This window comes from Sinobaca sp. H24 (assembly GCF_023845525.1).
In genome coordinates, this window is the sequence record NZ_JALBWT010000054.1 from 1 (window position 1) to 23,368 (window position 23,368).

Annotated in this window: 21 protein-coding genes and 7 pseudogenes; 6 read left to right on the forward strand and 22 right to left on the reverse strand. The window is 44.1% G+C overall.

Going from position 1 to position 23,368, the window contains the following annotated elements; all coding sequences use genetic code 11:
* Window positions 1-105: 105 nt before the first annotated feature.
* Together MMY81_RS31170 and MMY81_RS31175 are read left to right on the forward strand one after the other, a co-directional pair.
* Window positions 106-2,103 carry a CBS domain-containing protein gene (locus MMY81_RS31170; RefSeq protein ID WP_252315881.1) on the forward strand — a complete coding sequence of 666 codons (1,998 nt, stop codon included), beginning with the start codon at window positions 106-108 and terminating at the stop codon, window positions 2,101-2,103.
* 53 nt (window positions 2,104-2,156) lie between these two features.
* Entirely contained in the window at window positions 2,157-2,639 is a 483-nt protein-coding gene (locus tag MMY81_RS31175) for a hypothetical protein (RefSeq protein WP_252315882.1), read from the forward strand.
* A 37-nt stretch (window positions 2,640-2,676) separates the two neighbouring features.
* Here the strand turns inward: MMY81_RS31175 and fabF are convergent, their stop codons facing one another.
* The 16 genes and pseudogenes from fabF to ctaG all read right to left on the reverse strand — a co-directional run bounded on the left by fabF (window position 2,677) and on the right by ctaG (window position 17,343).
* The gene (gene fabF, locus MMY81_RS31180) at window positions 2,677-3,921 is read right to left on the reverse strand and encodes a beta-ketoacyl-ACP synthase II (RefSeq protein ID WP_252315883.1); all 1,245 of its coding nucleotides are present in this window, start codon (window positions 3,919-3,921) and stop codon (window positions 2,677-2,679) included.
* A gap of 33 nt (window positions 3,922-3,954) precedes the next feature.
* Window positions 3,955-4,890 (reverse strand): beta-ketoacyl-ACP synthase III, encoded by a 936-nt coding sequence (locus MMY81_RS31185; RefSeq protein WP_252315884.1) that lies wholly within the window; start codon window positions 4,888-4,890, stop codon window positions 3,955-3,957.
* Window positions 4,891-5,009: 119 nt separating this feature from the next.
* Window positions 5,010-5,102, reverse strand: a complete 93-nt coding sequence (locus MMY81_RS31190; RefSeq protein WP_252315885.1) for a ComZ family protein — start codon at window positions 5,100-5,102, stop codon at window positions 5,010-5,012.
* 78 nt (window positions 5,103-5,180) lie between these two features.
* Complete coding sequence (locus MMY81_RS31195; RefSeq protein WP_252315886.1) at window positions 5,181-5,381, reverse strand: hypothetical protein; 201 nt, start codon at window positions 5,379-5,381, stop codon at window positions 5,181-5,183.
* A gap of 161 nt (window positions 5,382-5,542) precedes the next feature.
* Window positions 5,543-6,500 (reverse strand): annotated as a pseudogene (argF, locus tag MMY81_RS31200) (ornithine carbamoyltransferase).
* Window positions 6,497-9,679 (reverse strand): annotated as a pseudogene (locus tag MMY81_RS31205) (carbamoyl phosphate synthase large subunit). Before MMY81_RS31205 ends, argF begins: the two co-directional pseudogenes overlap by 4 nt.
* Window positions 9,672-10,751, reverse strand: a pseudogene (locus tag MMY81_RS31210) (carbamoyl phosphate synthase small subunit). Before MMY81_RS31210 ends, MMY81_RS31205 begins: the two co-directional pseudogenes overlap by 8 nt.
* Before the next feature lie 23 nt (window positions 10,752-10,774).
* Window positions 10,775-11,911: pseudogene (locus MMY81_RS31215) on the reverse strand (acetylornithine transaminase); the annotation flags it as partial.
* A 56-nt stretch (window positions 11,912-11,967) separates the two neighbouring features.
* The gene (locus MMY81_RS31220; protein ID WP_252315887.1) at window positions 11,968-12,309 is read right to left on the reverse strand and encodes an amino acid kinase family protein; all 342 of its coding nucleotides are present in this window, start codon (window positions 12,307-12,309) and stop codon (window positions 11,968-11,970) included.
* A 144-nt stretch (window positions 12,310-12,453) separates the two neighbouring features.
* Window positions 12,454-12,765, reverse strand: a complete 312-nt coding sequence (locus MMY81_RS31225) for an amino acid kinase family protein (RefSeq protein ID WP_252315888.1) — start codon at window positions 12,763-12,765, stop codon at window positions 12,454-12,456.
* Window positions 12,746-13,978, reverse strand: coding sequence for a bifunctional ornithine acetyltransferase/N-acetylglutamate synthase (gene argJ / locus MMY81_RS31230; protein ID WP_252315889.1), 1,233 nt, complete (start codon window positions 13,976-13,978; stop codon window positions 12,746-12,748). The genes MMY81_RS31225 and argJ overlap by 20 nt, the downstream gene beginning before the upstream one ends.
* Window positions 13,979-14,005: 27 nt before the next feature.
* A pseudogene (gene argC, locus MMY81_RS31235) lies at window positions 14,006-15,036 on the reverse strand (N-acetyl-gamma-glutamyl-phosphate reductase).
* 240 nt (window positions 15,037-15,276) lie between these two features.
* Window positions 15,277-15,588: pseudogene (locus MMY81_RS31240) on the reverse strand (peroxiredoxin family protein); the annotation flags it as partial.
* A gap of 15 nt (window positions 15,589-15,603) precedes the next feature.
* Complete coding sequence (locus MMY81_RS31245) at window positions 15,604-15,777, reverse strand: hypothetical protein (protein ID WP_252315891.1); 174 nt, start codon at window positions 15,775-15,777, stop codon at window positions 15,604-15,606.
* 15 nt (window positions 15,778-15,792) lie between these two features.
* The gene (locus tag MMY81_RS31250) at window positions 15,793-16,398 is read right to left on the reverse strand and encodes an SCO family protein (RefSeq protein ID WP_252315892.1); all 606 of its coding nucleotides are present in this window, start codon (window positions 16,396-16,398) and stop codon (window positions 15,793-15,795) included.
* Window positions 16,399-16,425: 27 nt separating this feature from the next.
* A complete protein-coding gene (gene ctaG / locus MMY81_RS31255) occupies window positions 16,426-17,343 on the reverse strand; it encodes a cytochrome c oxidase assembly factor CtaG (protein WP_252315893.1) in 918 nt (305 codons plus the stop codon).
* Between the two features lie 163 nt (window positions 17,344-17,506).
* Between ctaG and MMY81_RS31260 the strand changes: the two genes are divergently transcribed.
* Window positions 17,507-18,352 (forward strand): Cof-type HAD-IIB family hydrolase, encoded by an 846-nt coding sequence (locus tag MMY81_RS31260; protein WP_252315894.1) that lies wholly within the window; start codon window positions 17,507-17,509, stop codon window positions 18,350-18,352.
* 91 nt (window positions 18,353-18,443) lie between these two features.
* On the forward strand, window positions 18,444-18,896 hold the full coding sequence (locus MMY81_RS31265) for a GNAT family N-acetyltransferase (protein WP_252315895.1): 453 nt from the start codon (window positions 18,444-18,446) through the stop codon (window positions 18,894-18,896).
* Window positions 18,897-18,922: 26 nt separating this feature from the next.
* On the opposite strand, the gene MMY81_RS31270 is transcribed toward MMY81_RS31265, so the two are convergent.
* Window positions 18,923-19,132 carry a cupin domain-containing protein gene (locus MMY81_RS31270; protein ID WP_252315896.1) on the reverse strand — a complete coding sequence of 70 codons (210 nt, stop codon included), beginning with the start codon at window positions 19,130-19,132 and terminating at the stop codon, window positions 18,923-18,925.
* Window positions 19,126-19,461, reverse strand: a complete 336-nt coding sequence (locus MMY81_RS33645; RefSeq protein ID WP_274622853.1) for a helix-turn-helix domain-containing protein — start codon at window positions 19,459-19,461, stop codon at window positions 19,126-19,128. The genes MMY81_RS31270 and MMY81_RS33645 overlap by 7 nt, the downstream gene beginning before the upstream one ends.
* Window positions 19,462-19,529: 68 nt before the next feature.
* Between MMY81_RS33645 and MMY81_RS31280 the strand changes: the two genes are divergently transcribed.
* Together MMY81_RS31280 and MMY81_RS31285 are read left to right on the forward strand one after the other, a co-directional pair.
* Window positions 19,530-20,165: an AzlC family ABC transporter permease gene (locus MMY81_RS31280; protein ID WP_308215540.1), complete on the forward strand. Its 636-nt coding sequence runs from the start codon at window positions 19,530-19,532 to the stop codon at window positions 20,163-20,165.
* Between the two features lie 75 nt (window positions 20,166-20,240).
* Window positions 20,241-20,546, forward strand: a complete 306-nt coding sequence (locus tag MMY81_RS31285) for an AzlD domain-containing protein (protein ID WP_252315897.1) — start codon at window positions 20,241-20,243, stop codon at window positions 20,544-20,546.
* A 28-nt stretch (window positions 20,547-20,574) separates the two neighbouring features.
* On the opposite strand, the gene MMY81_RS31290 is transcribed toward MMY81_RS31285, so the two are convergent.
* The 4 genes and pseudogenes from MMY81_RS31290 to MMY81_RS31305 all read right to left on the reverse strand — a co-directional run.
* Complete coding sequence (locus MMY81_RS31290) at window positions 20,575-21,039, reverse strand: BsuPI-related putative proteinase inhibitor (protein WP_252315898.1); 465 nt, start codon at window positions 21,037-21,039, stop codon at window positions 20,575-20,577.
* Between the two features lie 52 nt (window positions 21,040-21,091).
* Window positions 21,092-21,937, reverse strand: a complete 846-nt coding sequence (locus MMY81_RS31295; protein WP_252315899.1) for a YitT family protein — start codon at window positions 21,935-21,937, stop codon at window positions 21,092-21,094.
* Window positions 21,938-21,962: 25 nt separating this feature from the next.
* Complete coding sequence (locus MMY81_RS31300; protein WP_252315900.1) at window positions 21,963-22,550, reverse strand: prolyl oligopeptidase family serine peptidase; 588 nt, start codon at window positions 22,548-22,550, stop codon at window positions 21,963-21,965.
* 592 nt (window positions 22,551-23,142) lie between these two features.
* A pseudogene (locus MMY81_RS31305) lies at window positions 23,143-23,368 on the reverse strand (hypothetical protein); the annotation flags it as partial.

Sequence of the window (23,368 nt, forward strand, 5' to 3'; positions counted from 1 at the left end):
CGGAAAAAAACTCAGCAGAATCCATTCTTTCCCTGGGCCTGCTTGAGCTTCATAAATCATTAATGGATATTAAAGGCACAAAAAAGTAGGAGTGGATCTGATCTAATGGAGGTAATCTTAACTCATAATAAAAGCGATTTTGACGCTCTTGCTTCTTCCGTTGCCGCAAAAAAACTTCATCCAAATGCTCTCGTTATTCTCCATGACGATATTCAGGAAAATGTGCGTCATTATCTGGCTATATACCGGGACCACTTTTCTTTTATTAAGCGATCCGATGTCGACTGGCGAAATGTAACGACATGCATTTTAACAGACACCCATTCTGCTGAGGAGACGGCAATGCTATCAGAACAGGCTTCTGTTATTATTTATGATCATCACCCTCCTCCTAAAAAAAAGCAGAAAAATTATCAATATATAATGGAACCAACGGGGTCAGCCACTTCTATCCTCGTTAATCGCATAAAAGAAAAACAGCTCGACATTACCAGTGAAGAAGCAACTTTGTTCGGCCTCGGCATTTATGCGGATACCGGCTCTTTTATGTTTTCCCATACGTCCAAAAAAGACATGCAGGCGGTATTGTATTTAATGGACTACGGCATGAATCTCGAGATTATCCGCCAGTTCAATGAAGAAACGTTAAACAAAAAACAACAAAAGCTCTTTCATCAGCTGTTATCCCAGCAGGAAACGCTGGAGCATAACGGTGTTCGTATTACTATCTGCCGCATTACTGTCCGTCAGCTGGAAGGACAGCTTAATACCGTTACGGAAAAACTGCTGGAAATGATAAATACAGATGCCGTAATCACACTCGTGCATACAAAAAACAAATCGTTTATCGTTGGACGTTCCCGCACCCGGCGTTTTTCCATCCTTTCGCTCGTCAAGCCGTTTGGCGGCAGCGGCCACCTTGGGGCAGCCGGCCTATCCGTTCACGGAGAACCCGAAGCTATTTATGACCAGCTGTGCCGTGTTATACCGGAATGTATGGAGCCCAGTGCTTCTGCCCGTTCGATCATGACACACCCTGTTAAGACCGTTACATCCGATACGAGCGTGGAAGAAGCCTATAACTTAATGCTGCGGTTCGGTCATAATGGATTTCCCGTCGTTAATGAAAAAGACGAGCTCGAAGGTATTATTTCCAGAAGAGATCTTGATAAAGCGATGCAGCATAGATTGGCTCATGCCCCTGTTAAAGGATACATGAGCTCTAATCCTTATTTCGCTGCGGAAACAGATTCTATAGAATACGTTCAAAAACTTATGATTGAGCACAATATAGGCAGGGTCCCGGTATTCGGATCTTCGGGTACGATTACCGGGATTATTTCAAGAACTGATATGATTGACTGGATGCAGCAGGATACGGCCTATGCTGTACAGAAAAAGAAAAATATTACCACCTACATTAAGCAGTATTTACAACCGACGATCGCTTACTTGTTGGAAGAAATCGGTTTAAAAGCAGAAAAGCAGGGGCTTCGTGCTTATATTACCGGAGGAATGATTCGGGATTTAATTATGGAACGACCCAGTGAAGACATGGACATTATTATTGAAGGTGATGCGCCTTCTTTCGCCTCCGCCTATGCTGAAGCAAAAAATGGTATGGTTCATGTTCATGAATCGTTCGGTACGGCCACCGTTACCCTTCCCGAGCAGATTAAAGTGGATTTCTCAAGCGCCAGAACGGAATATTACGAACGCCCGGCTTCTCTTCCTACCGTGCGCCATTCCAATATTAAAGAAGATTTATACCGCAGAGATTTTACTATTAACGCAATGGCGGCTTCTATCTGTCCCGCCACATTTGGTGATCTTCTAGATTTCTTTAATGGCTGGGATGATATTAAAGAAAAAACACTTCGGGTGCTTCATAACCTCAGCTATGTAGAAGACCCTACACGTATTCTTCGCGCCCTGCGCTTTGAATACCGGCTTTCTTTTCAAATGGATGCCCGCGCCGAACATCTTGTAAAAGAAGCGGGAAGCTCCATTAAAACGCTCTCCAACAGCAGAACGATTAACGAAATGAAGCTTTTTTTAAGGAAACAGATCCTTACTTCAGTCTGGAACGTCTTTTTGTATTAGATGCCCTGGACGATTTTCTTCCTTATGCATATTGGGGAACCGCTGCAAAAAAGATGCTGGAACATTGGGCTGTTCCCTATTACCGGGAATCGTGGTTTCATTATCTGCTCTGCCTGTACATGGAGAAATCAGATCTGCTTGCAAAAGCTCGATTTTTAGCTGTATCCAAAGAACAGAAACGTTTTTTAGAATCTTTTATTTATTTGTCGACGCTGCCAAGATCTTTTTATATGCAGCGTCCCGGAACGATTCATCATGCCTTGTATTCCTGCCGGAGCGAAGACCTTGAGGCAGTCACCGCTTATTTCAAATATGCGCGCGCCGACCACATCCTCAGTGACGCCCTGCAGGCCTATGTCTCCACCAGGCAGAACAGCCTTCCCCTTCTGCGCGGGTCTGATTTGATCGAAGCCGGATTGAAGCCTTCCCGGGATTTCCGCTATTATTTATTTGAGGTGGAAAAAGCCGCTCTTAATGGAGAAATGAAGACAAAAGAGGAAGCCCTGCAATTTGTTACCGGCCGTCTGCAGCTATAAAAAAGGAAAGCCCTCTCAGGCTTTCCTTTTTTCGGTGTTATTCTGCAAACTTTTTAAACACGATTGTGGCATTGTGTCCGCCAAAACCGAGTGAATTGCTGAGCACTGCATTTATTTCTGTTTCCTGGGCTTTATTTGGAACATAGTTAAGATCACAGTCCGGATCTGGTTCTTCATAATTAATAGTTGGCGGGGCCGTGTTGGTCTGCATCGCTTTTAAGGAGAAAATGGCTTCGATTCCTCCAGCAGCCCCAAGCAGGTGGCCCGTCATTGATTTAGTAGAACTGACAAGCATATCATAGGCGTGGTCGCTGAATACGGTTTTGAGAGCCTGTGTTTCAAACTTATCGTTATAGGCTGTACTCGTTCCGTGGGCGTTCACATAAGCGATATCCTTCGGCACGAGGCCGGCGTCTTCAATTGCCTGGGTCATTGCACGAACTGCGCCCTCTCCTTCCGGAGCAGGAGCGGTTAAATGATACGCATCTCCCGTACCCGCGTAGCCGACAATTTCTCCATAGATAGTAGCATTCCGCTTTTGAGCCGACTCCAGGGATTCCAATATTAAAATGCCTGCGCCTTCTCCCATTACAAATCCGTTACGATTTTTATCAAATGGACGAGATGCACGTGCCGGATCTTCATTAGTAGAAATTGCTTTTGCGGAGCAGAATCCTGCTACTGCCATATTAGTGATCGGTGCTTCCGCTCCGCCGGTGATCATGGCATCCGCATCTCCACGTTGTATTACTTTAAATGCATCACCGATAGAATTTGTTCCAGAGGCACATGCTGTCACCGTACAGGAATTGAGCCCTTTGGCACCTGTGAATATAGAAACCTGACCTGCTGCCATGTCTGGAATCATCATCGGCACGAAGAAAGGACTAACCCGCTTATATCCTTTTTTTTGGAAGTTCAGAAACTGCTGCTCATACGTTTCCATGCCGCCGATGCCAGAACCTATCCAGACACCGATACGTGGGGCATTCTCTTCCGTAATTTCATAGTTCGCATCCTGCAGAGCCATTTTCGCGGAGGCTACTGCAAATTGAGTAAAGCGGTCCATTTTACGACTTTCTTTTTTCTCCACATACGCTTCCATATCAAAATTCTGCACTTCCGCAGCTGTTTTCATAGGAAATTCATCTTTATCTACACGTGTAAGCTCTCCAATACCGGAAACTCCATTAACAACGTTATTCCACGCTGTTTCCACATCATTACCCAGTGGATTAACCGTTCCCATTCCCGTGACTACTACCCGGTGTTCGCCGCTCATGTTCATCTCCCCTTTACACTTTTTTTCTTCCTTTTATTTACCCCAGCGTATAGCTGCTGCGCCCCAGACCAGTCCTGATCCGAAACCGACAAGGACAACAACATCCCCGTCCTTAATTTTTCCATTCTTCAATTCTTCAACCATCGCTATCGGTATAGAAGAGGAAGAGGTATTGCCATATTTATTCACGGTTACCGCCATCTTTTCTTTTGGCAGCTCCAGGCGCTCTCTGGCAGCTTCCATAATACGAATATTGGCCTGGTGAGGCACGAGGAAGTCAACATCGTCTTTTGTAAGACCTGCTTTCTTTAAAACGCTCAGAGAAGATTCTCCCATCTGGCGCACCGCGAACTTGAATACTTCCCGGCCATTCATAATCATCTGGGGATCCTGGCGTATGTGCATCGCCCCGGCTCCGTCCGCTCCAAGTTCAATAGCAAGTATTCCTTTATCATCAGCTACAGGGCCCATAACTACAGCTCCTGCACCATCTCCAAATAGGACAGCAGTATTGCGGTCGGTCATATCAGTGATTTTGGTCAGCTTCTCCACTCCGACTACAAGAATATGCTTGTAGGTTTCTGTTTTGATATACTGCTCAGCAACAGACATCCCGTATATAAAGCCGGCGCAGGCAGCACTAATATCCATCGCCGCCGCGTTAACCGCGCCAAGCCTTGTCTGGATCAACGCTGAAACTGAAGGAAATGGATAATCCGGCGTCACCGTTGCTACAAGAATAAGGTCAATATCTTCTCCGGTCAGGCCGGCGTCATCCATTGCTTCTTTCGCTGAATGATAAGCCATATCCGACGTATCAACATCGTCCGGAGCAAAAATTCTGCTTTCAATGCCTGTTCTTGTACGAATCCATTCATCACTTGTATCCAGCGTTTTTTCAAAATCAAAGTTTGTTACTTCCCGACCTTCGGTGTAGCTCCCAATTCCTAAAATTCCAGCATTACTCATATATTATCTCTCCTCAGCAGGCTTTCATATGAATACCTGCAGGTTATACTTAATTATAGTACCTGGTTCTAATTTTAATTCATTTTTCAATTTCTGTCTATTTTTAAGGGAGGTTCTATCTATTTATTTTCCTTAGCATCCTCGTATCCCATTTCATATGCTTCGCTCATTACCTGCATCAGCATTTCAAGAGCAGGCTGCAAATCATGCATATCCAGCTCAATTCCCTTATTGTTCAGAAAACTGACCTTCCTGTACATGTCTCATTGCTACTTCCATAAAACGCATATTCAATTCCTGATCCATACTATTCCTCCTAATGTAGTTACTGCGTATTTTCTGTAAAGAAATTCTGTACTAAGGCCCAGGGCAATGGCCAGTATAACGGAAAGACCTTCATTCATTCCTAACACCAGGTCAAAAAGAATAAAGGTTCCAAAAGTGACCGCACAGAAAAGAAAAGCTCCTGTAATAATCTTTCGTACAACCATTGTTTCACCTGCTTCTGTATCGGACTCTTCATCCTGTACTCTTCCATTTTAGCGAATCCCGTTCGGAAAGCAAAGCACCATTTTCAATCACTGCTTTATCAACTGCCGTAAAACGAAATAAAAAGAGCACCATTAAAAAATGGCGCTCTTTTTGCAGGAATTTATCTAATAACAGCTTCCAATACTGCTTTTTGCGCATGAAGACGATTTTCAGCTTCATCATAGATAACAGAATGAGGACCATCAATGACTTCTGCCGACACTTCTTCTCCACGGTGTGCCGGAAGACAGTGTAAAAAGATGTAGTCACTGGCAGCATGACTCATCAACTCTTCATTTATTTGAAATCCTTCAAAATCATTTAAACGTTTATCCTGCTCCGCTTCGCTGCCCATACTCGTCCACACGTCGGTATACACCACGTCTGCTTTAGAGGCGGCCTCTACCGGATCATTTGTGCAGGTGACTGTCGTACCCTTTTCTAAGGCGAGCTCCTCGATCTTCTGCCATACTTCGGCATCGGGCTCATATCCCTTCGGAACAGCCAGTGAAGCATCCATTCCGAGTTTCGTGCAGGCGATGATCCAGGAGTGGGCTACGTTATTCCCATCCCCTATGAAACAAGCTTTCAGACCTTCCCAGCTGCCTTTGTGCTCTTTTACCGTCAACAGATCTGCTAACGCCTGGCAGGGGTGATACAGATCGGTAAGCGCATTAATAATAGGAATATCCGCATATTCTGCCAGTTCTTCCACTTTTTCATGGGAATTAGTACGTATCATAATAGCATCTACATACCGCGACAACACTTTTGCTGTATCGCGAAGGGATTCACCGCGCCGATTTGCAGATCTCTGGGGCTTAAAAATAATGCATGTCCGCCAGCTGGGTCATTCCTACTTCAAAGGATACCCGTGTTCGTGTCGATGCATTCTCAAAAATCATACCAAGGGATCTGCCTGCCAATGCCGTTGACAGCTTTCCTTCTTTTTGTTCGGCTTTCATCGTCTCGGCTCTTGTCAGAAGGTATTTTATTTCCTCTGTAGAAAAATCAAAAAGCGTAAGAAGATCTTTATTTTTTAATGTGGCAGCTATAGAAGCTGCGGTCTCTGTATTCATTTTACAACACCTCTTTTCCAATCAGCTTTTGTCTCTTCTGCAAGCAGTTCCTGAATAGACAATGGTTCCTGGGCAGCATGCCCCATCGCTTCTACCATAATCTCAAGGGTTCTCGCATTCGTAACGATTGTTTTTCTTTGTTTCAGTGCTTCACGACGTTTATCTTTTCCATTTTTAAAGCCGATTTTCGGCAGGCTGATATAGGCGACTGCGTCTTCTTCCAGAACCCAGTTATGAAAAGACGAAGCCTCTTCTTCAAATACGAGGCTGTAGCCTTTTGTTTTTAACTTCTCTAAAGAGGCGATGCATGCCGGCAGCTGACTGTCTTCAATATCACAGTACACACTGCCTTTTTGCTTAAATAAAAGCGGAATCTGGCTTTCCGACCATGCAAACGCTTTGTTGCAGGCTTCTTTTACCGTTGGAGCAATGCTGATTAATTCGCCCGTGGACTTCATGTCCGCTTCCAAAATTGGATCAAGACCGGGAAGCTTGTCATTCGAAAACACAGGAGCCTTCACCGTATAATAAGATGTTTCTTTTTCAAGTCCAGTTTTTCCTGCAGTCCACTCTTTCAGCGGATTTCCAAGAAGCAGATGGACAGCACCATCGATCATTCTTACCCCTGTCACTTTTGAAAAAACAGGAACGGTTCTGGAGGCCGCGGATTAATCTCAATCACATAGAGTGTATTTTTGTCATACACAAACTGAATGTTAAAAATTCCTTTAAAATCAATAGAACGGGCAATTTTCTGCGCATGCTCTATGACTAATTGCTTCACTTCCCCGCTGATTGTAAAAGGAGGCGTTACTGCCATGGAATCTCCGGAGTGAATACCAGCTTCCTCCACGTGTTCGAATATCCCCGGAATGTATATATCTTCCCCATCTGTTAAAACGTCTACTTCCAGCTCTGTACCTGGCAGGTAAGAGTCAATAAGAATAGGATATTCAATCGTCTGGGCTTCTTCATTTAAATAATCGTGCAATTCCTCCGCTTTGGTAAGGATCGTCATACCCTGGCCGCCAATTACATAAGATGGGCGCAGAAGCACGGGAAAACCGATGGATGCTGCTTTTTCCATCACGTCTTCTTTGTTCTCCCCTGTCACACCCGGTATATGAGGTACGTCCGCTTCCTGCATCAGCTCATAAAACCGGCCTCTGTCTTCCAGCTTGTCAATTGTGTCAAAGGACGTACCAAGAATAGTCATACCGGCTTTTTCCAGCTCCTCGGTCAACGAGATTCCCGTCTGCCCTCCGAGCTGTACAATAATCTTATCTGTCTGTTCCTCCGCCGCTACATGCAGCACATCTTCCAGCGAAATAGGTTCAAAATACAGATGATCCGCCATCTCAAAATCGGTGCTTACCGTTTCAGGATTATTATTGATGATTACTGCTTCATAACCGGCTTCTTTCAGAGCCCGTGCACCATGAACCGAACAATAGTCAAATTCGATACCTTGTCCGATACGGATCGGCCCGGAATCCAGAATGATCACTTTATTGTCTTTCTTCTCGGACTGTCTGTCACTGCGGGTGTACCAGCTCGAGTAGTAGTATGGTGTTTCTGCTGTGAATTCTGCAGCACATGTATCTACCATATGATAAGTCGGCAGCACGCCCCAGCTTTTGCGCTGCTCATAAATGTCGAGCGGTTCGCAGTTCCATTGGCGGCTCATCCAGCTGTCGGTAAATCCTTTTTTCTTAAAAAGACAGCAGCTCTTCCTTTTTATCGATATTCTGCCAATCGCTCTGCTTTATCTCTGTTTCCAGATTAATCAGCTGATTAAATGAGCGCAGGAAAAATAAATCAATATTCGTTTTGCTGTGAATCAAGTCGATGGTTTCTCCATGACGAAGCAGTTCCATAATAATAAAGAAACGTTCATCTGTCTGTTCATCCAATTTCGTATATAACGTTTCTGTGTCAAGATCTTGTAACGATGGCATAGATAGCCCGTCCAGTTTGATCTCAAGAGAACGTACTGCTTTCTGGAGGCCTGCCTCGAGATTTCGTTCAATGGCCATCACTTCTCCTGTTGCTTTCATCTGCGTTCCAGACTGCGGTCGGCATAGGAAAATTTATCAAACGGCCAGCGCGGAAATTTCACTACTACGTAGTCTAAAGCAGGTTCAAAGCTCGCATACGTGTGCCCTGTTACAGGATTAATCAGTTCATGCAGGTGATAGCCGACGCTGATTTTAGCCGCCATTCTCGCAATGGGATAACCTGTAGCCTTAGAAGCAAGTGCTGAAGAGCGGCTTACCCGCGGATTTACTTCAATCAGGTAGTACTGTTTGCTGTCTGGATCCAGTGCAAACTGGATGTTGCAGCCTCCGACAATGCCAAGCGCCCGAATAACTTTCAGTGAGGACGCTCTTAGCATTTGATATTCTACATCTGTCAGCGTCTGGGAAGGTGCTACAACGATTGAATCGCCTGTGTGGACGCCTACCGGATCTATGTTTTCCATATTACACACAGTGATACATGTATCATTGGCATCCCGCATTACTTCGTATTCCACTTCTTTGAAACCGGCGATACTTTTTTCCACCAGACATTGATGTATTGGACTTGCTTCCAGTCCGCCTGAAGCAATATAGGCGAGTTCTTCTTTATCCGAAGCAATTCCGCCGCCCCCGCCGCCGAGCGTATAGGCAGGGCGTACGATGATCGGATAGCCGATCTCTTCAGCAAAGTCCAAAGCTTCCTGTACGGTAGAAAAATCGTGCTTTCCGGCACGGGCTCGTCCAGTTCATGCATTAGAGAACGGAATTCCTCTCTATCCTCCCCTGCTTAATCGAAGCAACCGATGTACCAAGCATTTTTACATCATATTTTTCCAATATAGACTGCTCGTCCAGTGCAAGAGCAAGGTTAAGACCAGTCTGTCCTCCAAGAGTTGCAAGAAATCCGTCCGGCTTTTCCTTTTGAATAATTCGTTCAACTGACTCTACAGTTAATGGTTCAAAGTATACTTTATCGGCACAGAAGTCGTCTGTCATGACAGTGGCTGGATTGTTGTTAATTAAAATAACTTCGATACCTTCTTCTTTTAAGGCAAGACAGGCCTGAGTACCTGAATAATCAAATTCTGCTGCTTGGCCGATAATGATCGGACCTGATCCGATCACTATAACCTTCTTGATGTTCTTCTGCTTAGGCATAGGATTTCTCGCTCCCTTTAGTCTGAAGGACTTCCACAAATGCATCAAAAATTTCTTCACTGTCTGCCGGACCCGGGTGGGCTTCCGGATGAAACTGTGCGGTAATGATAGTATGCGATTTATGAGAGAGCCCTTCGATAGACCCGTCATTAATATTTTTGTATTTTACAATGAATTCATTCGTGTCAATTGTGTTTCCTTTACCACATAGCTGTGATTCTGCGATGTCATAAAAACTTTTTTCGAATCCATATCCTGCACAGGCTGATTTGCCCCCCGATGACCGAAGCGGAGTTTCTCTGTGTCTGATCCGAACGCTAGTGCTATCAGCTGATGGCCAAGACAAATGCCAAGCGTTGGATACGTTACGGCCAGCGCTTTGTAATGAGGAAGATATTCTGCCATCTGCTTTGGATTACCCGGTCCATTGGAAAACAGCAGACCATCCGGCGCCAGATCTTTTATTTCATCGGCTGTGGTATCAAAAGGAACGACCGTTACCGGCAGCCTCTTTCAATCAAACGTTTCAGCATCGAACGCTTATAACCGAAATCTATTATTACAACATGATAGTTTCCTTCTCCGAAAGATTCCGGCTGCGTGACCGATACGTCATCCATAACCATCTTCTCTCCAAGAGGCTCATAGGTCATTTCCTGAATCTTTACCGGGTTTCTGACAATACAGCTCCCATATCCCCTTTTTCACGGATGCTCTGCACCAGCGCTCTCGTGTCCACTCCGCTCATCACAGGAATGCCTGCTTTTGCTGCGGCCTCAGAAAATGTCATTTCTGATTCGTAATGGGTCGCTTCTTGAGAAGCAGTGCTTACCACAATTCCGGCAGGCTGAGGGTGGATACTTTCATTATCTGTTATATTAATGCCGTAGTTTCCGATCAATGGATACGTAAATACAACAATTTGTCCATAAAAGGAAGGATCTGTAAGCACCTCCTGGTATCCGGTCATTCCTGTAAAAAAGACAATTTCTCCATACGTTCTGCCGCTGAATTCCTCCGGCAGTTCTCCTTCAAATATTTCGCCGTTCTCCAGCGTAATGTGTCCCTGCATGCTCTCCATCCTCCTTTTTTCTTTTAGTTATTTAATACGGATGCGATCGTATTTACCGCATGCTGTAATTCTTCTTTGGTTATCGTAAGCGGCGGAAGCAGCCTGATAACGTTGGGCCCTGCTCCTATCATAAGAACTCCCTGTTTTTGAATACTCATTATATACTCGGCTGTTGGTTCATGAAGCTCTACTCCAACCATCAGTCCTTTTCCGCGAATGTCTTTTACTTTGTCGAAGCGGCCGATTTTCTTTTCCAGCTCCGCCATCAGGAAGGCGCCTTTTTCTGCTGCCTGCCCGGCAATATCTTCTGACAGTACTGTTTCCAGCGTAGCTTGGGCTGCAGCCATCGCTAATGGATTTCCTCCAACGTTGTTCCATGCGTACCAGGGCCAAAAGCAGATTCCAAATATTTCTTTCCGATAATAGCTCCTACCGGAAAACCGTTCCCCAGTCCTTTAGCAGCTACTATGATATCTGGAGAAACGCCTGCATGCTCGTATGCGAAAAAAGCACCCGTTCTGCCAATACCCGTCTGGACTTCATCTACTACAAATAATGCCCCGTTCTTTTTGCAAAGTGACTCTACCGCCTGCAGAAATTCTGAAGAAGCGGGGACAACCCCTCCTTCTCCTTGTATTGGCTCTACCATAACGGCTGCCGTATCTTCATCGATGGCACTCTCCAGTTCATTCACATCGTTGTACGGCAGGTATTCAAATCCCTGGAGCATAGGTCCGAAACCTTGATGAATGCTCTCTGACCGGTTGCTGCCATACTTCCTAACGTTCGGCCGTGAAAAGACTGGACAAAGCTGATGATTTTCGTACGTCCGGTATATTTTCTGGACAACTTAATAGCTGCTTCATTGGCTTCTGTACCGCTGTTTGCAAAAAACACAATATCCCCGGATGATTGTTCTGTCAGAAGCTGTGCTGTTTTTTCCTGACCTTCATATTGAAAAAAATTAGACCCGTGCCATCCTTTGTGAAGCTGCTCTTCAACGCTTTTTAAAACAAGGATGACTGTTGCCCCAGGTTAACCACACCGATTCCTGCCATACAGTCCAAATATGTCTTCCCATTGGACGCTTTTATATAGGTTCCTTCCGCTGACTCAAATGTAAGCTCCCACTTTTTATACGTAGGGAAAAGGTACTTTCTTCGTTCATCTGCTTTGTCTGCTGCGGGTTCATAGTAAGCCTCCTCTAGTCAGCTGTTCAGCTGGTTTTTACGATCGTTGTGCCGTCAATAAATCCTTCGGATGTGGTTCGTTCTCCACAGGCACCGGCAATAACGACTTCTTTTATATTTCCTTTTAAGCTTGACAGCGCTGCTTTCACTTTCGGAACCATTCCGCCGTAGATCACACCGCTCTGGATTAATTCCTCTATTTTTTCTTCATTCATTTCCCGGATTATTTCGTTATTAACGTAAATACCGTTTACATCTGTAATAAACAGCAGCTGCGATGCATTCACAGCCGTTGCTATGGAAGATGCGGCGCTGTCAGCATTTACGTTCAGCCGTCCTCCATTGCCGTCTGCTGCAATTGGGGGCAATGACTGGAATGGCTCCCCAATCCATTACTACATCCAGAAGTGATGTTTCTACTTTCTTTATCTCTCCTACAAGACCCAGCTTTTCTTCATTTATGCAATCGGCCAGCAGCAGTTCACCATCGACACCTGAAAGCCCAACAGCTTTTATACCTGTTTTTTGATTTTAGACACTAAATATTTATTCATTTTTCCAGACAGTATCATTTCTGCGGTATCCAAAACCGGTTCTGTTGTTTTCCGGAGACCATCCACAAATTCCGACTGAATATCCAGCTTTTCCAGCATAGAATTAATAGCCGGGCCTCCGCCGTGAACGATAATAGGATGGAGTCCGCTTTCCTTCATCGTTTTTAAGGAATCAAAAAAGCGGGTGTCAAATCTTCTGCTGTAGAGCCGCCGCATTTTACGATCACTATTTCTCTCATGGCTCTCTCCTTTACGTCCGGTATCCTGCATTAATCCTTACATATTCATAAGTCAGATCGCATCCCCATGCTTTCCAGCAGCGTTTCCTACGTGCAGATCTACAAATATCTGTACTGTATCCTGTTCGAGATAACGCTTGGCGTCTTCTTCCGAAAACATAATAGGTGTACTGTTCTTCAGTGTTTGAATGCTTCCTAATGAAATATCTATTGTGTCCGGATTTAAATTCAATTTCGCTGTAGCCGAGCGCTACGATAATTCTTCCCCAGTTCGCATCCGTTCCATATACAGCTGTTTTCACCAGATCAGATCCAGCAATTTGTTTAGCCGCTTTTCCTGCCTCTACTTCATTTTTCGCTCCACGGACATTCACTTCAATTAATTTAGTTGCACCTTCCCCGTCGCGTGCGATTTTCTTGGACAGGTCTTCGCTCGTTTTACAGAGGGCTTCTATAAAAGTATCCCACTGGCTGTGTCCCGGATGCAGTGTTTGATTATCCGCATGGCCGCTTGCCATAACGACTACCATGTCGTTAGTGGACGTGTCTCCGTCCACGGTAATACGGTTGAATGTCTGGTCTGTTACTTCCGACAGCGCCTGCTGAAGATACTGTGGTTCTATATTGGCATCAGTCGTTACAAAGCCAAGCATTGTTGCCATATTCGGGTTGATCATGCCGGAGCCTTTAGCAACACCGCCAAACGTTACGGTTTTTCCATCGATTTCTGTTTGATAACAGCTGTGTTTTTTTACGATATCTGTAGTCATAATCGCTTCATTAAATTGATCTGCTGATGAAAATGCTCCCTGCGGTTTCAACTGATGGATACCAGGAACAATCTTTTCCATATCGAGCTTTTCCCCTATAACTCCCGTGGAGGTAACAGCTACGCGGTTCTCTGGAATTCCAAGCGCCAGGGCGCCTTCTTCTCTCATTTTATAGGCATCACGCATGCCTTCTTCCCCCGTACAGGAGTTGGCATTTCCACTGTTTACTATAATAGCCTGCAGCAGGCCTTCTTGTGCGATGCTTTCCTTTGTTACATACAAAGGTGCTGCCTGTATTTTATTCAGCGTATAAACGCCTGCACTTGCAGCCGGAGTATCACAGTAGATGACTCCCAGATCCCGGCGCTTTTTCTTTACGCCGCTGTGGAGACCGTCCGCTTTAAACCCTTTCGGCGAAACGATACTCCCCTGGTCTAATTTCACGATTTTTTCTGTTGAAGAAGCCGTATCCATTTTTTTCTCTCCTTTTCTGTTCGCTCCTTATGGAAAGACCGGCAGGCCGTTTAATCCTGCTGTCTCTTCCAGCCCGAACATAATATTCATGTTCTGAACCGCCTGACCAGATGCTCCTTTAACTAAATTATCAATAACCGAAACGACAGTCAGCCGATTTGTTCTTTCATCATATACCCAGCCAATATCACAGAAGTTACTCGCATTTACTTCTCTTGTAGAAGGCATTTGCTTATGCGGCCTGATCCGTACGAACGGAGTATCTTATACGTAGATTCCATTATTTCTTTTATTTTTTCTTCGTCGAATTCTTCCGGTACAGTCGCGTACATTGTGGCCATCATCCCTCTAGTCATTGGGACGAGATGAGTGCTGAGTGTAATGGTAACCTCTTTATTTAAAAAGCCGGCCAGCTCCTGCTCAATTTCCGGGATGTGTTTATGCTCATTTACTTTGTATATTTTTAAATTGTCATTCATTTCACTGTAGTGTGTCATAGCCGACGCTGAGCGTCCTGCTCCCGTTGTTCCTGATTTGGCGTCAATAATAATTGTACTCGGATCTACTGCCCCCGCCTTAACGAGAGGAATTATACCCAGCAGGACAGCCGTTGGGTAACAGCCGGGATTGGCAATAACCTGTGCTTTTTTAATTTGTTCACGGTTCCACTCGCTTAAGCCGTAGACCGCTTTATCGAGTACGTCCTGCGAGGCGGTTCCGCGGCCGTACCACTTCTCATATGCTGCGGGATCATTTATGCGCAGATCTCCGGAGAGATCGATCACCTTTGCTGCATCAGACAGTCTGCTGCTCCATTCAGCGGAAACACCTGGAGGAGTAGAAAGGAATATAACATCAAATCCCTGCAGAGCCTCTATCGATATATCCTGAAGACTTTCAAAAAAACGTTCACTTATATGAGGATAGCTGTCTGTCATTTTCACTCCCTGTTGAGAAGAAGAAAAGACAGCTATTTGTGTTACGTCAGGATGACTGGAAAGCAGGCGGATCAATTCTATGCCGCCGTAGCCGGTAGCGCCGATAATAGCAGTTTTCATAAATTTGCACCTCATTTTATCTTTATACATTTTCTTGTATCTTTCATTATAGATGTGAATATATATTAATGCAACTGTATTTTTATATTAACCTTTCGATTATTGGATTCACTTGACATTCTGCGTTTTACAGAGTTTTTAGCTTGTTATGTTTCTTATTTGTTTTTAATCAGCTTATACATATATGCATTAAAATATACAAAAAAAGAGTATAAAAAAAGAACCCCTCCTGGGATTCTTTTATTGTTCTTCTAATATTTCTTCTACTTGTTCTCTAATAACTGGTGCCTGCTGGCCAAACAAATCATTTTGTTCAGAGTGAAGAAATTCTCCATTCTCATCAAAAACAGAGAAACCGCGGAAAGAGGTATTGCCATTCTGCATCTCTGCTTTCTCGATAATTTCCATATCCGGATCGGAAAGCAGCGAATAGGAAAGCCCGGCTGACGTTTGGAAAGAGGCATGATTTTCTGGTGAATCCGTACTTAATGCATATATGTCTGCATCAAGCTCGTCAAAGGTGCTCTGTTGTAATTGCAGCTGCACGAGCTGCTGTTGGCAGGCTCCTCAATCAACGCCTGTAAAATGGAAAAACACGATTGGTCTGTCATTGCTGGAAACAGAGACGTCTTCTCCCGATTGGTCCTGCAGTACAATATTCTCTCCCCCTCCACACGCAGCCAGCAGAATCACTGCGGAAAAAAAAAGGGCAAGAAATGGGTTCTTTTTTATCTTATTCATAGACTCGGATCTCCTTTAATCGTTCACTAATGCTTCTACATCATCTGAAATTAAATCTGTGTCATTATCAAGCCCGTCATAGCTTCGGATAATTTGTCCTTCCGGATTAACCAGATAAAAGCTTGTCGGATGGATAATATCCTCATTTTCTTCATCTTTCTGTACCGTACTTAAAAAAGATTCTTCCGCCAGCGCCTGCATTTCTTCATTACTGTATCCCGTTAAAAAATGCCAGCTGGTCAAATCAGCTCCGTATTCTTCTCCATACGCCTTCAGCGTTTCCGGATCGTCGTTTGACGGATCAACAGTAAAGGAGACAAGAGGAATGACCGCCTCGGCCTCTTCAAGTTCCCCCTGCAGGCTCAGCATATTCGGTGTCATTAAATTACAGACTGTTGGACAGTTGGTAAAAATCATATTCGTGATCCAATAGCTTCCTTCCAGATCTTCGTTGGTTACTGTTTCATTATTCTGATTGGTATAGGCAAAATCTTCTATCATCATGTCAGCTTCTGTTAAGTCGGTTCCATTTTCCGGTTCTGCCCCGGAAAATAAAAAGCTGCACCCTCCAAGAAATAAAACTGCTGCTGACCATACACAAGCTACTACTATTCGGCGCACACTTTTCACTCCAGTATTTTCATGGTATTATTTTTGCGGATGAACAGGAATATCGCTGATGGAGAGTTCCCCGTCCTGCTGCTTTTCTCTGCTGAGCCATTGTTTAAATACGAATCCTATTGTAGACACGTACACAAATTCCTGCATCACTTTCATCATAACGCCGGCCAGCTGCTGATCTGTGTGAGGCTGCATAAACTGAAGCCCTCCGCCCGCTGTGCCGGAAAGGCCTGCAGGCAGTTCACTTCCGGCAGGAAGGCAGTAAGCCATAACGTTGGACCATACAGCCGCATTCGTATAAGTTTCGTACATGGGAGAGCCTGCAAAAATAATCAGCGCACAGGCCGGGGTGATAAGGATCCCATTTCCAAAAATATAGGCGATCCTCTTTAATTCCGACAGCTGATTTGTTGTCGGCACTGGAGCCAGCATATACCACCACATAAGAAAAGCTGCTCCAAAGAGCATCCACTGATAAAGATCATGATAGATAGGGGCCTGCATTAAATAATCAAACACTCCGGGCAGATGATAAATAGAAAATAACGCATTAAACAACAGCAGGGCGGTGACCGGATGAAAAACGTGCGCTGCTATTCGGGCCGGGCGTCCTTGAAAACGCTGGAGAATGCTTTTCCAGACCTCCGGAGGGACAGAAAGAATAAACAAAGGCACCGCTATAAAATAAACAAGCACCATCTGCGCCATATGAAATGTCATAATGGAATGGCCGGCAGTGTAAAGGGGTCCTCCCCATCCTAAATATACAGCAGTCAGCGCGCCTCCAAAATAAACCAGTCTTTTTGTTTTCAGGGATTCTATGTGCTCTGTCTGCGCTTTGGAATAAACAAGCCGGTAATATAAAAAAATGAATAAAATAAGTATGATAATGAGTTCTGGTGTCCAGACAGCCCGGAAGGAGAACATGGAGAAGTAATCCTGCAACTCTATCCCGCCTTTCTTTTCTTTCTGCAGTTCCTGAAGTAAAATAGAAAACAGTGGTTTAGACGCGCAGCAGCTACGACCTAATAAAACGTTACCATTATATTTTAGCATAGAAAAGCAGGGAAATTAATTACTAGTTTTATAGAAGAAAGATGGGATTAACATGACAAATGAGAAATATCTAATTGCAATTGATCTGGATGGCACGATGCTCAAAGACGATAAAACCATTTCTACAAAAACCTACTTTGCTATTAAAGAAGCTTTAAAAGCGGGACACGAAGTAGCTATAGCCACCGGACGTCCGTACCGCGCAAGCAAAATGTACTATCAGCAGCTTGGCTTAAAAAGTCCAATCGTTAATTTTAACGGAGCCTATGTCCACCATCCGGGAAACAGTGGATTTTCAACGCACCATTCACCACTCGATCTTGATACAGCACGAAAGATTATTGAAACCTGTCGTTATTTCCAGGTGAATAATATGATGGCTGAAGTCGCTGACGACGTGTTTCTCGATGATTACGATGAACAGTTTATTGATTTATTCGCACTTGGAGGCACTCCTGCCGCCTTTGGAGATTTAAGTCTTCTTCTGCAGAAGGATCCAACCTCGCTGCTTGTGTATCCTAAGGAAAAGCATGCCGAAGAACTAAAAGAACTATTATCCGGCAATCATTCCCAGGCTATTGAACAGCGCTCCTGGGGCGCTCCGCACCATATGATTGAAATTATTAACACCGGCAATAATAAAGCAGAAGGACTGCGCAAATTAACCTCCCACTATAATATTCCGATGGAAAACGTTATCGCATTCGGTGATGAGGACAATGATTTAGAGATGATCAGTGAAGCAGGTATTGGAGTGGCCATGGGTAATGCTATACCTGACTTAAAAGATGCAGCTGCAGAAGTAACATTAAGTAACGAAGAAGACGGTATCGCCGTTTACTTGAATAAGAAGCTCGGACTTTCTGATTTTTCTGTTCAAACAGGCAGGCAGGGTTAATCTCCTGCTTTTATTTTTTCTGAAGAGAAAACCATTTTCCTGTGGTAGAATAATGAAGGAAAAAGTAAACGCTTAAGAAAGGAGCCAGCACATGATAGTATATGAAGTTCCCAAAGATGCCTCCGAGGAAATGATTACGAATGTAGCCGACCTGCTTATGGGCCAAATGGAATCCATCGGCCTTGATAACGCATACGAGCTGCTGGTTAATTCTATCCATTTAACACTCGAAGAAGGCTCCAATGCTCATTTGTTCGTGGCTGATGTAGATGGAGCGATACTGGGTGCAGCCTTTATGAATATCTCTATTTCCCTTGATAAGGGAGGAAAGTACATCTGGCTGAACGATTTATTTGTTGATAAAAATCACAGAAATAGAGGAATCGCTAAAAAAATGCTTCTTAAAATTATTTATTGGGCCGAAAACAATGAGTTAAAAGGCATCGAGCTTGAAACCGGGATCAACAATGAAGCAACGAAAGCACTTTATAACTCTTTAGGTTTTTATGATGTGGTATCCAAACGGTACGGCTTCCGCTTTTAATCAACCGTCCTGTTATTTATATAATATTACCATCGTAAAGACGGCTTCTGTACTTCCGGTGTTAACATAACGATGCGGTTTATCTGCTTAAAGCGGATAGCATCCTGAGCGTGAAGCCCATGCTTTTCCTGATCTACCTCTATACAGATGCTCCCATCCTGCACAAAAACATATTCTTCCACCCCTTCCTGATGGGCTCTTGACGGATAATCGCAGCCGATCTCCATTTCTACCAAATAAGCCTCCAAAGGGGCTTTTTTTCTTTCATAAAAACAGGTTTCACTTTAAAACGGCTGTCTCTGCTTTCCAGTGCCTGTATATCTTTTCCCCTGACAACATTGGCAGCTTCCTTATCTTCCTCAATAAATGAAGTAAATGCGACGCCTAGCCCGTCCGCAATTTTCCAGAGTGTTCCTACCGTAGGATTTGTTTCGCCCCGTTCAATCTGTCCGAGCATAGGCTTGCTGACACTGGTTTGTTCTGCCAGCATCTGCAGACTCCAGCCTTTCTGATTACGGATTTCACGGAGTTTTTTTCCGATTTCTGCGTTAATGTCTTTTTTCATTGTGTTTCTCCTTCTGTTGATATATTATAACATAAATAGTTTACTATAAATACGACAAGGAGGCTGTGATGGATACGCATTCTTCATATCAGGCGTCCGGTAAAATGAACGGTTTAAAGCACGGCGGCACTATTGCTCTTGGCTATATGCCGGCTGCTGTAACATTTGGCTTTCTGGCCCAGAGTACTGGATTAACGCTTATGGAAGCGTTTATGATGAGTTCGTTTGTCTTCGCCGGGGCGGCCCAGTACACAGCACTTGGCTTGATCAGTGCGGGCACGGGTGCCCTGGAAATTATTATTACTACGTTTGTACTAAACATCCGCCATCTTCTAATGAGCGCATCTCTCCATGAAAAAGCGGAGCCGGATCACCCGGTTATAAAAGCCGGTTATGCTTTTGGTATTACAGATGAAGTATTTGCAGTAACTTCAACAAACAAGGACAAAATAAGCAGCGGCTACATATACAGTGTATTTTTAACCGCCTATGCCAGCTGGGTCTTTTTTACCGTGGCCGGCCACAGCGCCGGTGATCTGCTGCCTGCTTTTTTGCAGACAAGTCTTTCTTTTGCAATCTATGCTTTGTTTTTAGCCCTTTTGCTTCCACCGTTAAAAAAAGCCGAAAGGTGCTGTTTCTCGCTGGAACAGCAGCAATTATCCACAGCTTGCTTTATCCTTTTATACCCGAAGGCTGGGCGATAATCACCGCTGCCTCCACCGCTGCCATTCTTATAGAATGGGTGGCACCAGATTATAACAGAAAGGAGGATCCCGTTCATGAGTAGTTCTATTTTTTGGATTATTATCGGCATGGCCGTTGTTACATATATTCCCCGCATGCTTCCATTTGTTGTTCTGAATGGAAAAAGGCTGCCGCCTCGGATAGAAGGAGCGCTTCGAAATGTACCCTTTGCTGCACTGGGTGCTTTGATTTTTCCCGGCATTTTGTTTGTACAGGACTCTCTTTTTTTTGGAATAGTTGGTGCTGCCTCTGCTATTATCTTGAGCTATGTAAATGAAAATATGGTTTTTATTGTACTGGGTTCTATCTGTATCCTTTCTCTCCTTTTACCTATATTTTAAGCATCCACCGTGTTGGTGGATGCTTCGTTTATTCTATAATAAAAGAATCTTCCAGTTCTACAGGCTGTTCCGGGGGCTCTCCATTGATTTCAGAAACGAGCAGTTCAAAAGATAATGTGTATTCTCCGGGCTCCAGCAGATCAAAGTCAACTTCTTCTTCCCATTTACGAATATTTCCGTCACCTATGGTTATTTCTTTAATCGCCTGGGTAAAAAGCTTTTCTTCTGCATAATTGTAAACAGGCTCCGTCTCTCCATTTTTATGGATAAGAACACTTATTTCCTGGCCGCTGTTAAAAACAAGGTCCAGAGGGTCCCCGGAAGTATTGGTTAAATCAAATTCCCATAGATATTCTTCTTCATCGAATCCCCCTGAAAGCTCCCAACTATCTGTACGCACGGATGATTCCCCGCTTTCTGTGTCTTCCTGGTCAGCTGAACCACAGCCTGAAACAAGCATCAATCCAGCTATTCCCACTATCAGCCATCGCATAGATTCACATCCTTTTGTAAAATCGGCTTGATTTCATACAAACAGAACGTTTTTATTTATCTTTTCGGAATATCCCATAGATACCGGCTGTATTCACGATGTTCGTAAATGCCTGCTCATCGACTTCCTGTATAACCTGCTGCAGTGCATATAATTCATAGCGGGTGATAACAATCATAAGCACTTCTTTTTCACTAGCGTCAAATCCGCCTTTAGCCGGCATCCTAGTGATCCCTCTTGTAATGTTCTGATGAATAGCATCACGCAGCAGGTCCGGCTTTTTCGTCACAATAAACGCTGTGAGTTTCACATGACGAGTATGGATCGCATCAATGACTCGTGATCCTACATAAAGTGTAACGAGAGTATAAAGAGCGCTCTCCCAGTTAAACAACAGGCCCGCTGCTATAACGATTACGCCATTCAGCATAAAAAAATACGTACCTACCGGCCGTTCACTAGACTGAGCAAGTACAAGTGCCACAATATCCAGTCCACCGGCAGAAGCACCCCATTTAAGAGCAATTGCCGCCCCAATGGCTGTGATTACACCGCCAAATACTCCATTTAATAAAATATCAGAGGACAATTCAGTGATCGGTATAATCTCCAGGAAAAAAGTAGTTAAGGCAACATGCAGAAAGCTGTAAAACGTAAAAAGTTTCCCTACACGAATCCAGCCTAGAACAGCTATAGGTATATTTATAATAAATAAGAGCATACCTGTCGATAATGGAATTAATGTGGATAATATTTGGGCGATACCGGTAGCGCCACTGGCAAAGACGTTAGCCGGAATCAAGAACATGTTCAACCCGACTGCCATGATCAGTGCCCCTAAAATAATGACGCCCACCTTTTTCAATTCTTGAGATAACGTCGTGTGCGTTGTTATCATAGTATTCCTCCCTTACAGCGGCAGCTTAAATGTATTTGGCCACCCATGAAGTCATTTGCAGCATCCCCGGCCTTGGAACTTTATGTCCCGCCTTGGGATCCAGATGATATTCCATTGGGGCGGCTGATTGATGTTCGAGCGTTTTGTACAAGTGATAGGCTGATTGATAAGGCACTACCTCATCCTCCTGGCCGTGCCAGAAAAACAAGGGACGCCCCGCTATCGCTTCAGGAGCTGTTGAAAGATCAAATGGATGAAGACCTTGCAGAATTTCCTGTGTTTTTTCTTCTGATTCCTCCCACAGGTTATTGCGCTTCAGCCCTTCCAGCTGAGCACGGGCCAGAGCAGTCCAGGCTGGATCACCCATCAGACTGATCCCTCCTTTAATCCACGGGTACACTTTAAGAGCACCAAACGTTAAGATTGCACCCATAGAGGTGCCCCCAACAAATAAGCGGTCATCCAGGAGCCAGTTTCTTCTTTTTATTTCATTGTATACCGTTTCGGTGTCTCTAACAGATTGAACGACAATCTTCCAGAATTTCGACATCCGTTCTTTTTCTGACAAATCTTCGGAGCGTTCTCCGTGAAGCATTGCTTCTGGAAGCAGCACGCGTATATTTTTCTCTGCAAGCTGATAAGCAATCGGCAGGTTATGTCTTTCGCACTGGAGAATCCGTGCCAGAACATAACAACCGGAGCCGGACTGTCAGCTAAAGATTTTTTATAAATATGTAGCATTGGGATCTGATGAATTATTTCTTTCTCTATGATGTACATAATAACCGCCTTTTGATTTATATAATCCTATATCATTGTACTTGATCCATCATGGGATTAAAAGAGAACGACCTGCAGGAAATGTTCTTTTCCTTATAAAAATAGTAAAAAACTGCCCTTTTGCAAGGGCAGCTTTTGTATTATTTGCTGGAATCTTTGTGCGTGCTTTTTACAGGCTCTTCGCCGGATTCCTGCGTATTATTAAAATATTGGACAGAATTTACTGCCCCTTCAGATACCATTTTGTTGTCGTCTATATCATTGGATCAGAATGACCCGTTTTTTCGTTCAAATAGTTGTCTTCATCCTGCTTTGTTTTACCTTTTGCTGCTGCCATACCCCGGTCAATATTACCTCTGACCTGGCTTCTTGCGTTTTCGCTTTTCAGCAGAAAATGGTGGCTGCTGCAGTAATACCTGCAACGATTAAAATAAATAGACTTTTTTTACACATTGTGTTGTCCTCCTTCGTTTATCCTTTGCTTCATTTAAATCTTTTCCCTTATTAAAGAAAGCTAAAAACGCTTCCTTCGTTAAACCAATTTGTATATTTTTGTACAGGTCATTAATGTTTTCGAGCGGGTTTTCCATCCCTGTCTGTAATTCTTCATCCCAGGTAAGCATTCCCCCGGAAAAGTTTTTCACCTGGCCG

Excerpts from the sequence above, each read along its gene's own strand:
- MMY81_RS31170 (WP_252315881.1), top strand. The coding sequence starts at position 106 with ATGGAGGTAATCTTAACTCATAATAAAAGCGATTTTGACGCTCTTGCT.
- MMY81_RS31175 (WP_252315882.1), top strand. The coding sequence starts at position 2,157 with ATGCTGGAACATTGGGCTGTTCCCTATTACCGGGAATCGTGGTTTCAT.
- fabF (WP_252315883.1), bottom strand. The coding sequence starts at position 3,921 with ATGAGCGGCGAACACCGGGTAGTAGTCACGGGAATGGGAACGGTTAAT.
- MMY81_RS31185 (WP_252315884.1), bottom strand. The coding sequence starts at position 4,890 with ATGAGTAATGCTGGAATTTTAGGAATTGGGAGCTACACCGAAGGTCGG.
- MMY81_RS31190 (WP_252315885.1), bottom strand. The coding sequence starts at position 5,102 with ATGCATGATTTGCAGCCTGCTCTTGAAATGCTGATGCAGGTAATGAGC.
- MMY81_RS31195 (WP_252315886.1), bottom strand. The coding sequence starts at position 5,381 with ATGGTTGTACGAAAGATTATTACAGGAGCTTTTCTTTTCTGTGCGGTC.
- MMY81_RS31225 (WP_252315888.1), bottom strand. The coding sequence starts at position 12,765 with ATGCAGGATACCGGACGTAAAGGAGAGAGCCATGAGAGAAATAGTGAT.
- argJ (WP_252315889.1), bottom strand. The coding sequence starts at position 13,978 with ATGGATACGGCTTCTTCAACAGAAAAAATCGTGAAATTAGACCAGGGG.
- MMY81_RS31245 (WP_252315891.1), bottom strand. The coding sequence starts at position 15,777 with ATGAATAAGATAAAAAAGAACCCATTTCTTGCCCTTTTTTTTTCCGCA.
- MMY81_RS31260 (WP_252315894.1), top strand. The coding sequence starts at position 17,507 with ATGACAAATGAGAAATATCTAATTGCAATTGATCTGGATGGCACGATG.
- MMY81_RS31265 (WP_252315895.1), top strand. The coding sequence starts at position 18,444 with ATGATAGTATATGAAGTTCCCAAAGATGCCTCCGAGGAAATGATTACG.
- MMY81_RS33645 (WP_274622853.1), bottom strand. The coding sequence starts at position 19,461 with ATGAAAAAAGACATTAACGCAGAAATCGGAAAAAAACTCCGTGAAATC.
- MMY81_RS31280 (WP_308215540.1), top strand. The coding sequence starts at position 19,530 with ATGGATACGCATTCTTCATATCAGGCGTCCGGTAAAATGAACGGTTTA.
- MMY81_RS31285 (WP_252315897.1), top strand. The coding sequence starts at position 20,241 with ATGAGTAGTTCTATTTTTTGGATTATTATCGGCATGGCCGTTGTTACA.
- MMY81_RS31290 (WP_252315898.1), bottom strand. The coding sequence starts at position 21,039 with ATGCGATGGCTGATAGTGGGAATAGCTGGATTGATGCTTGTTTCAGGC.
- MMY81_RS31295 (WP_252315899.1), bottom strand. The coding sequence starts at position 21,937 with ATGATAACAACGCACACGACGTTATCTCAAGAATTGAAAAAGGTGGGC.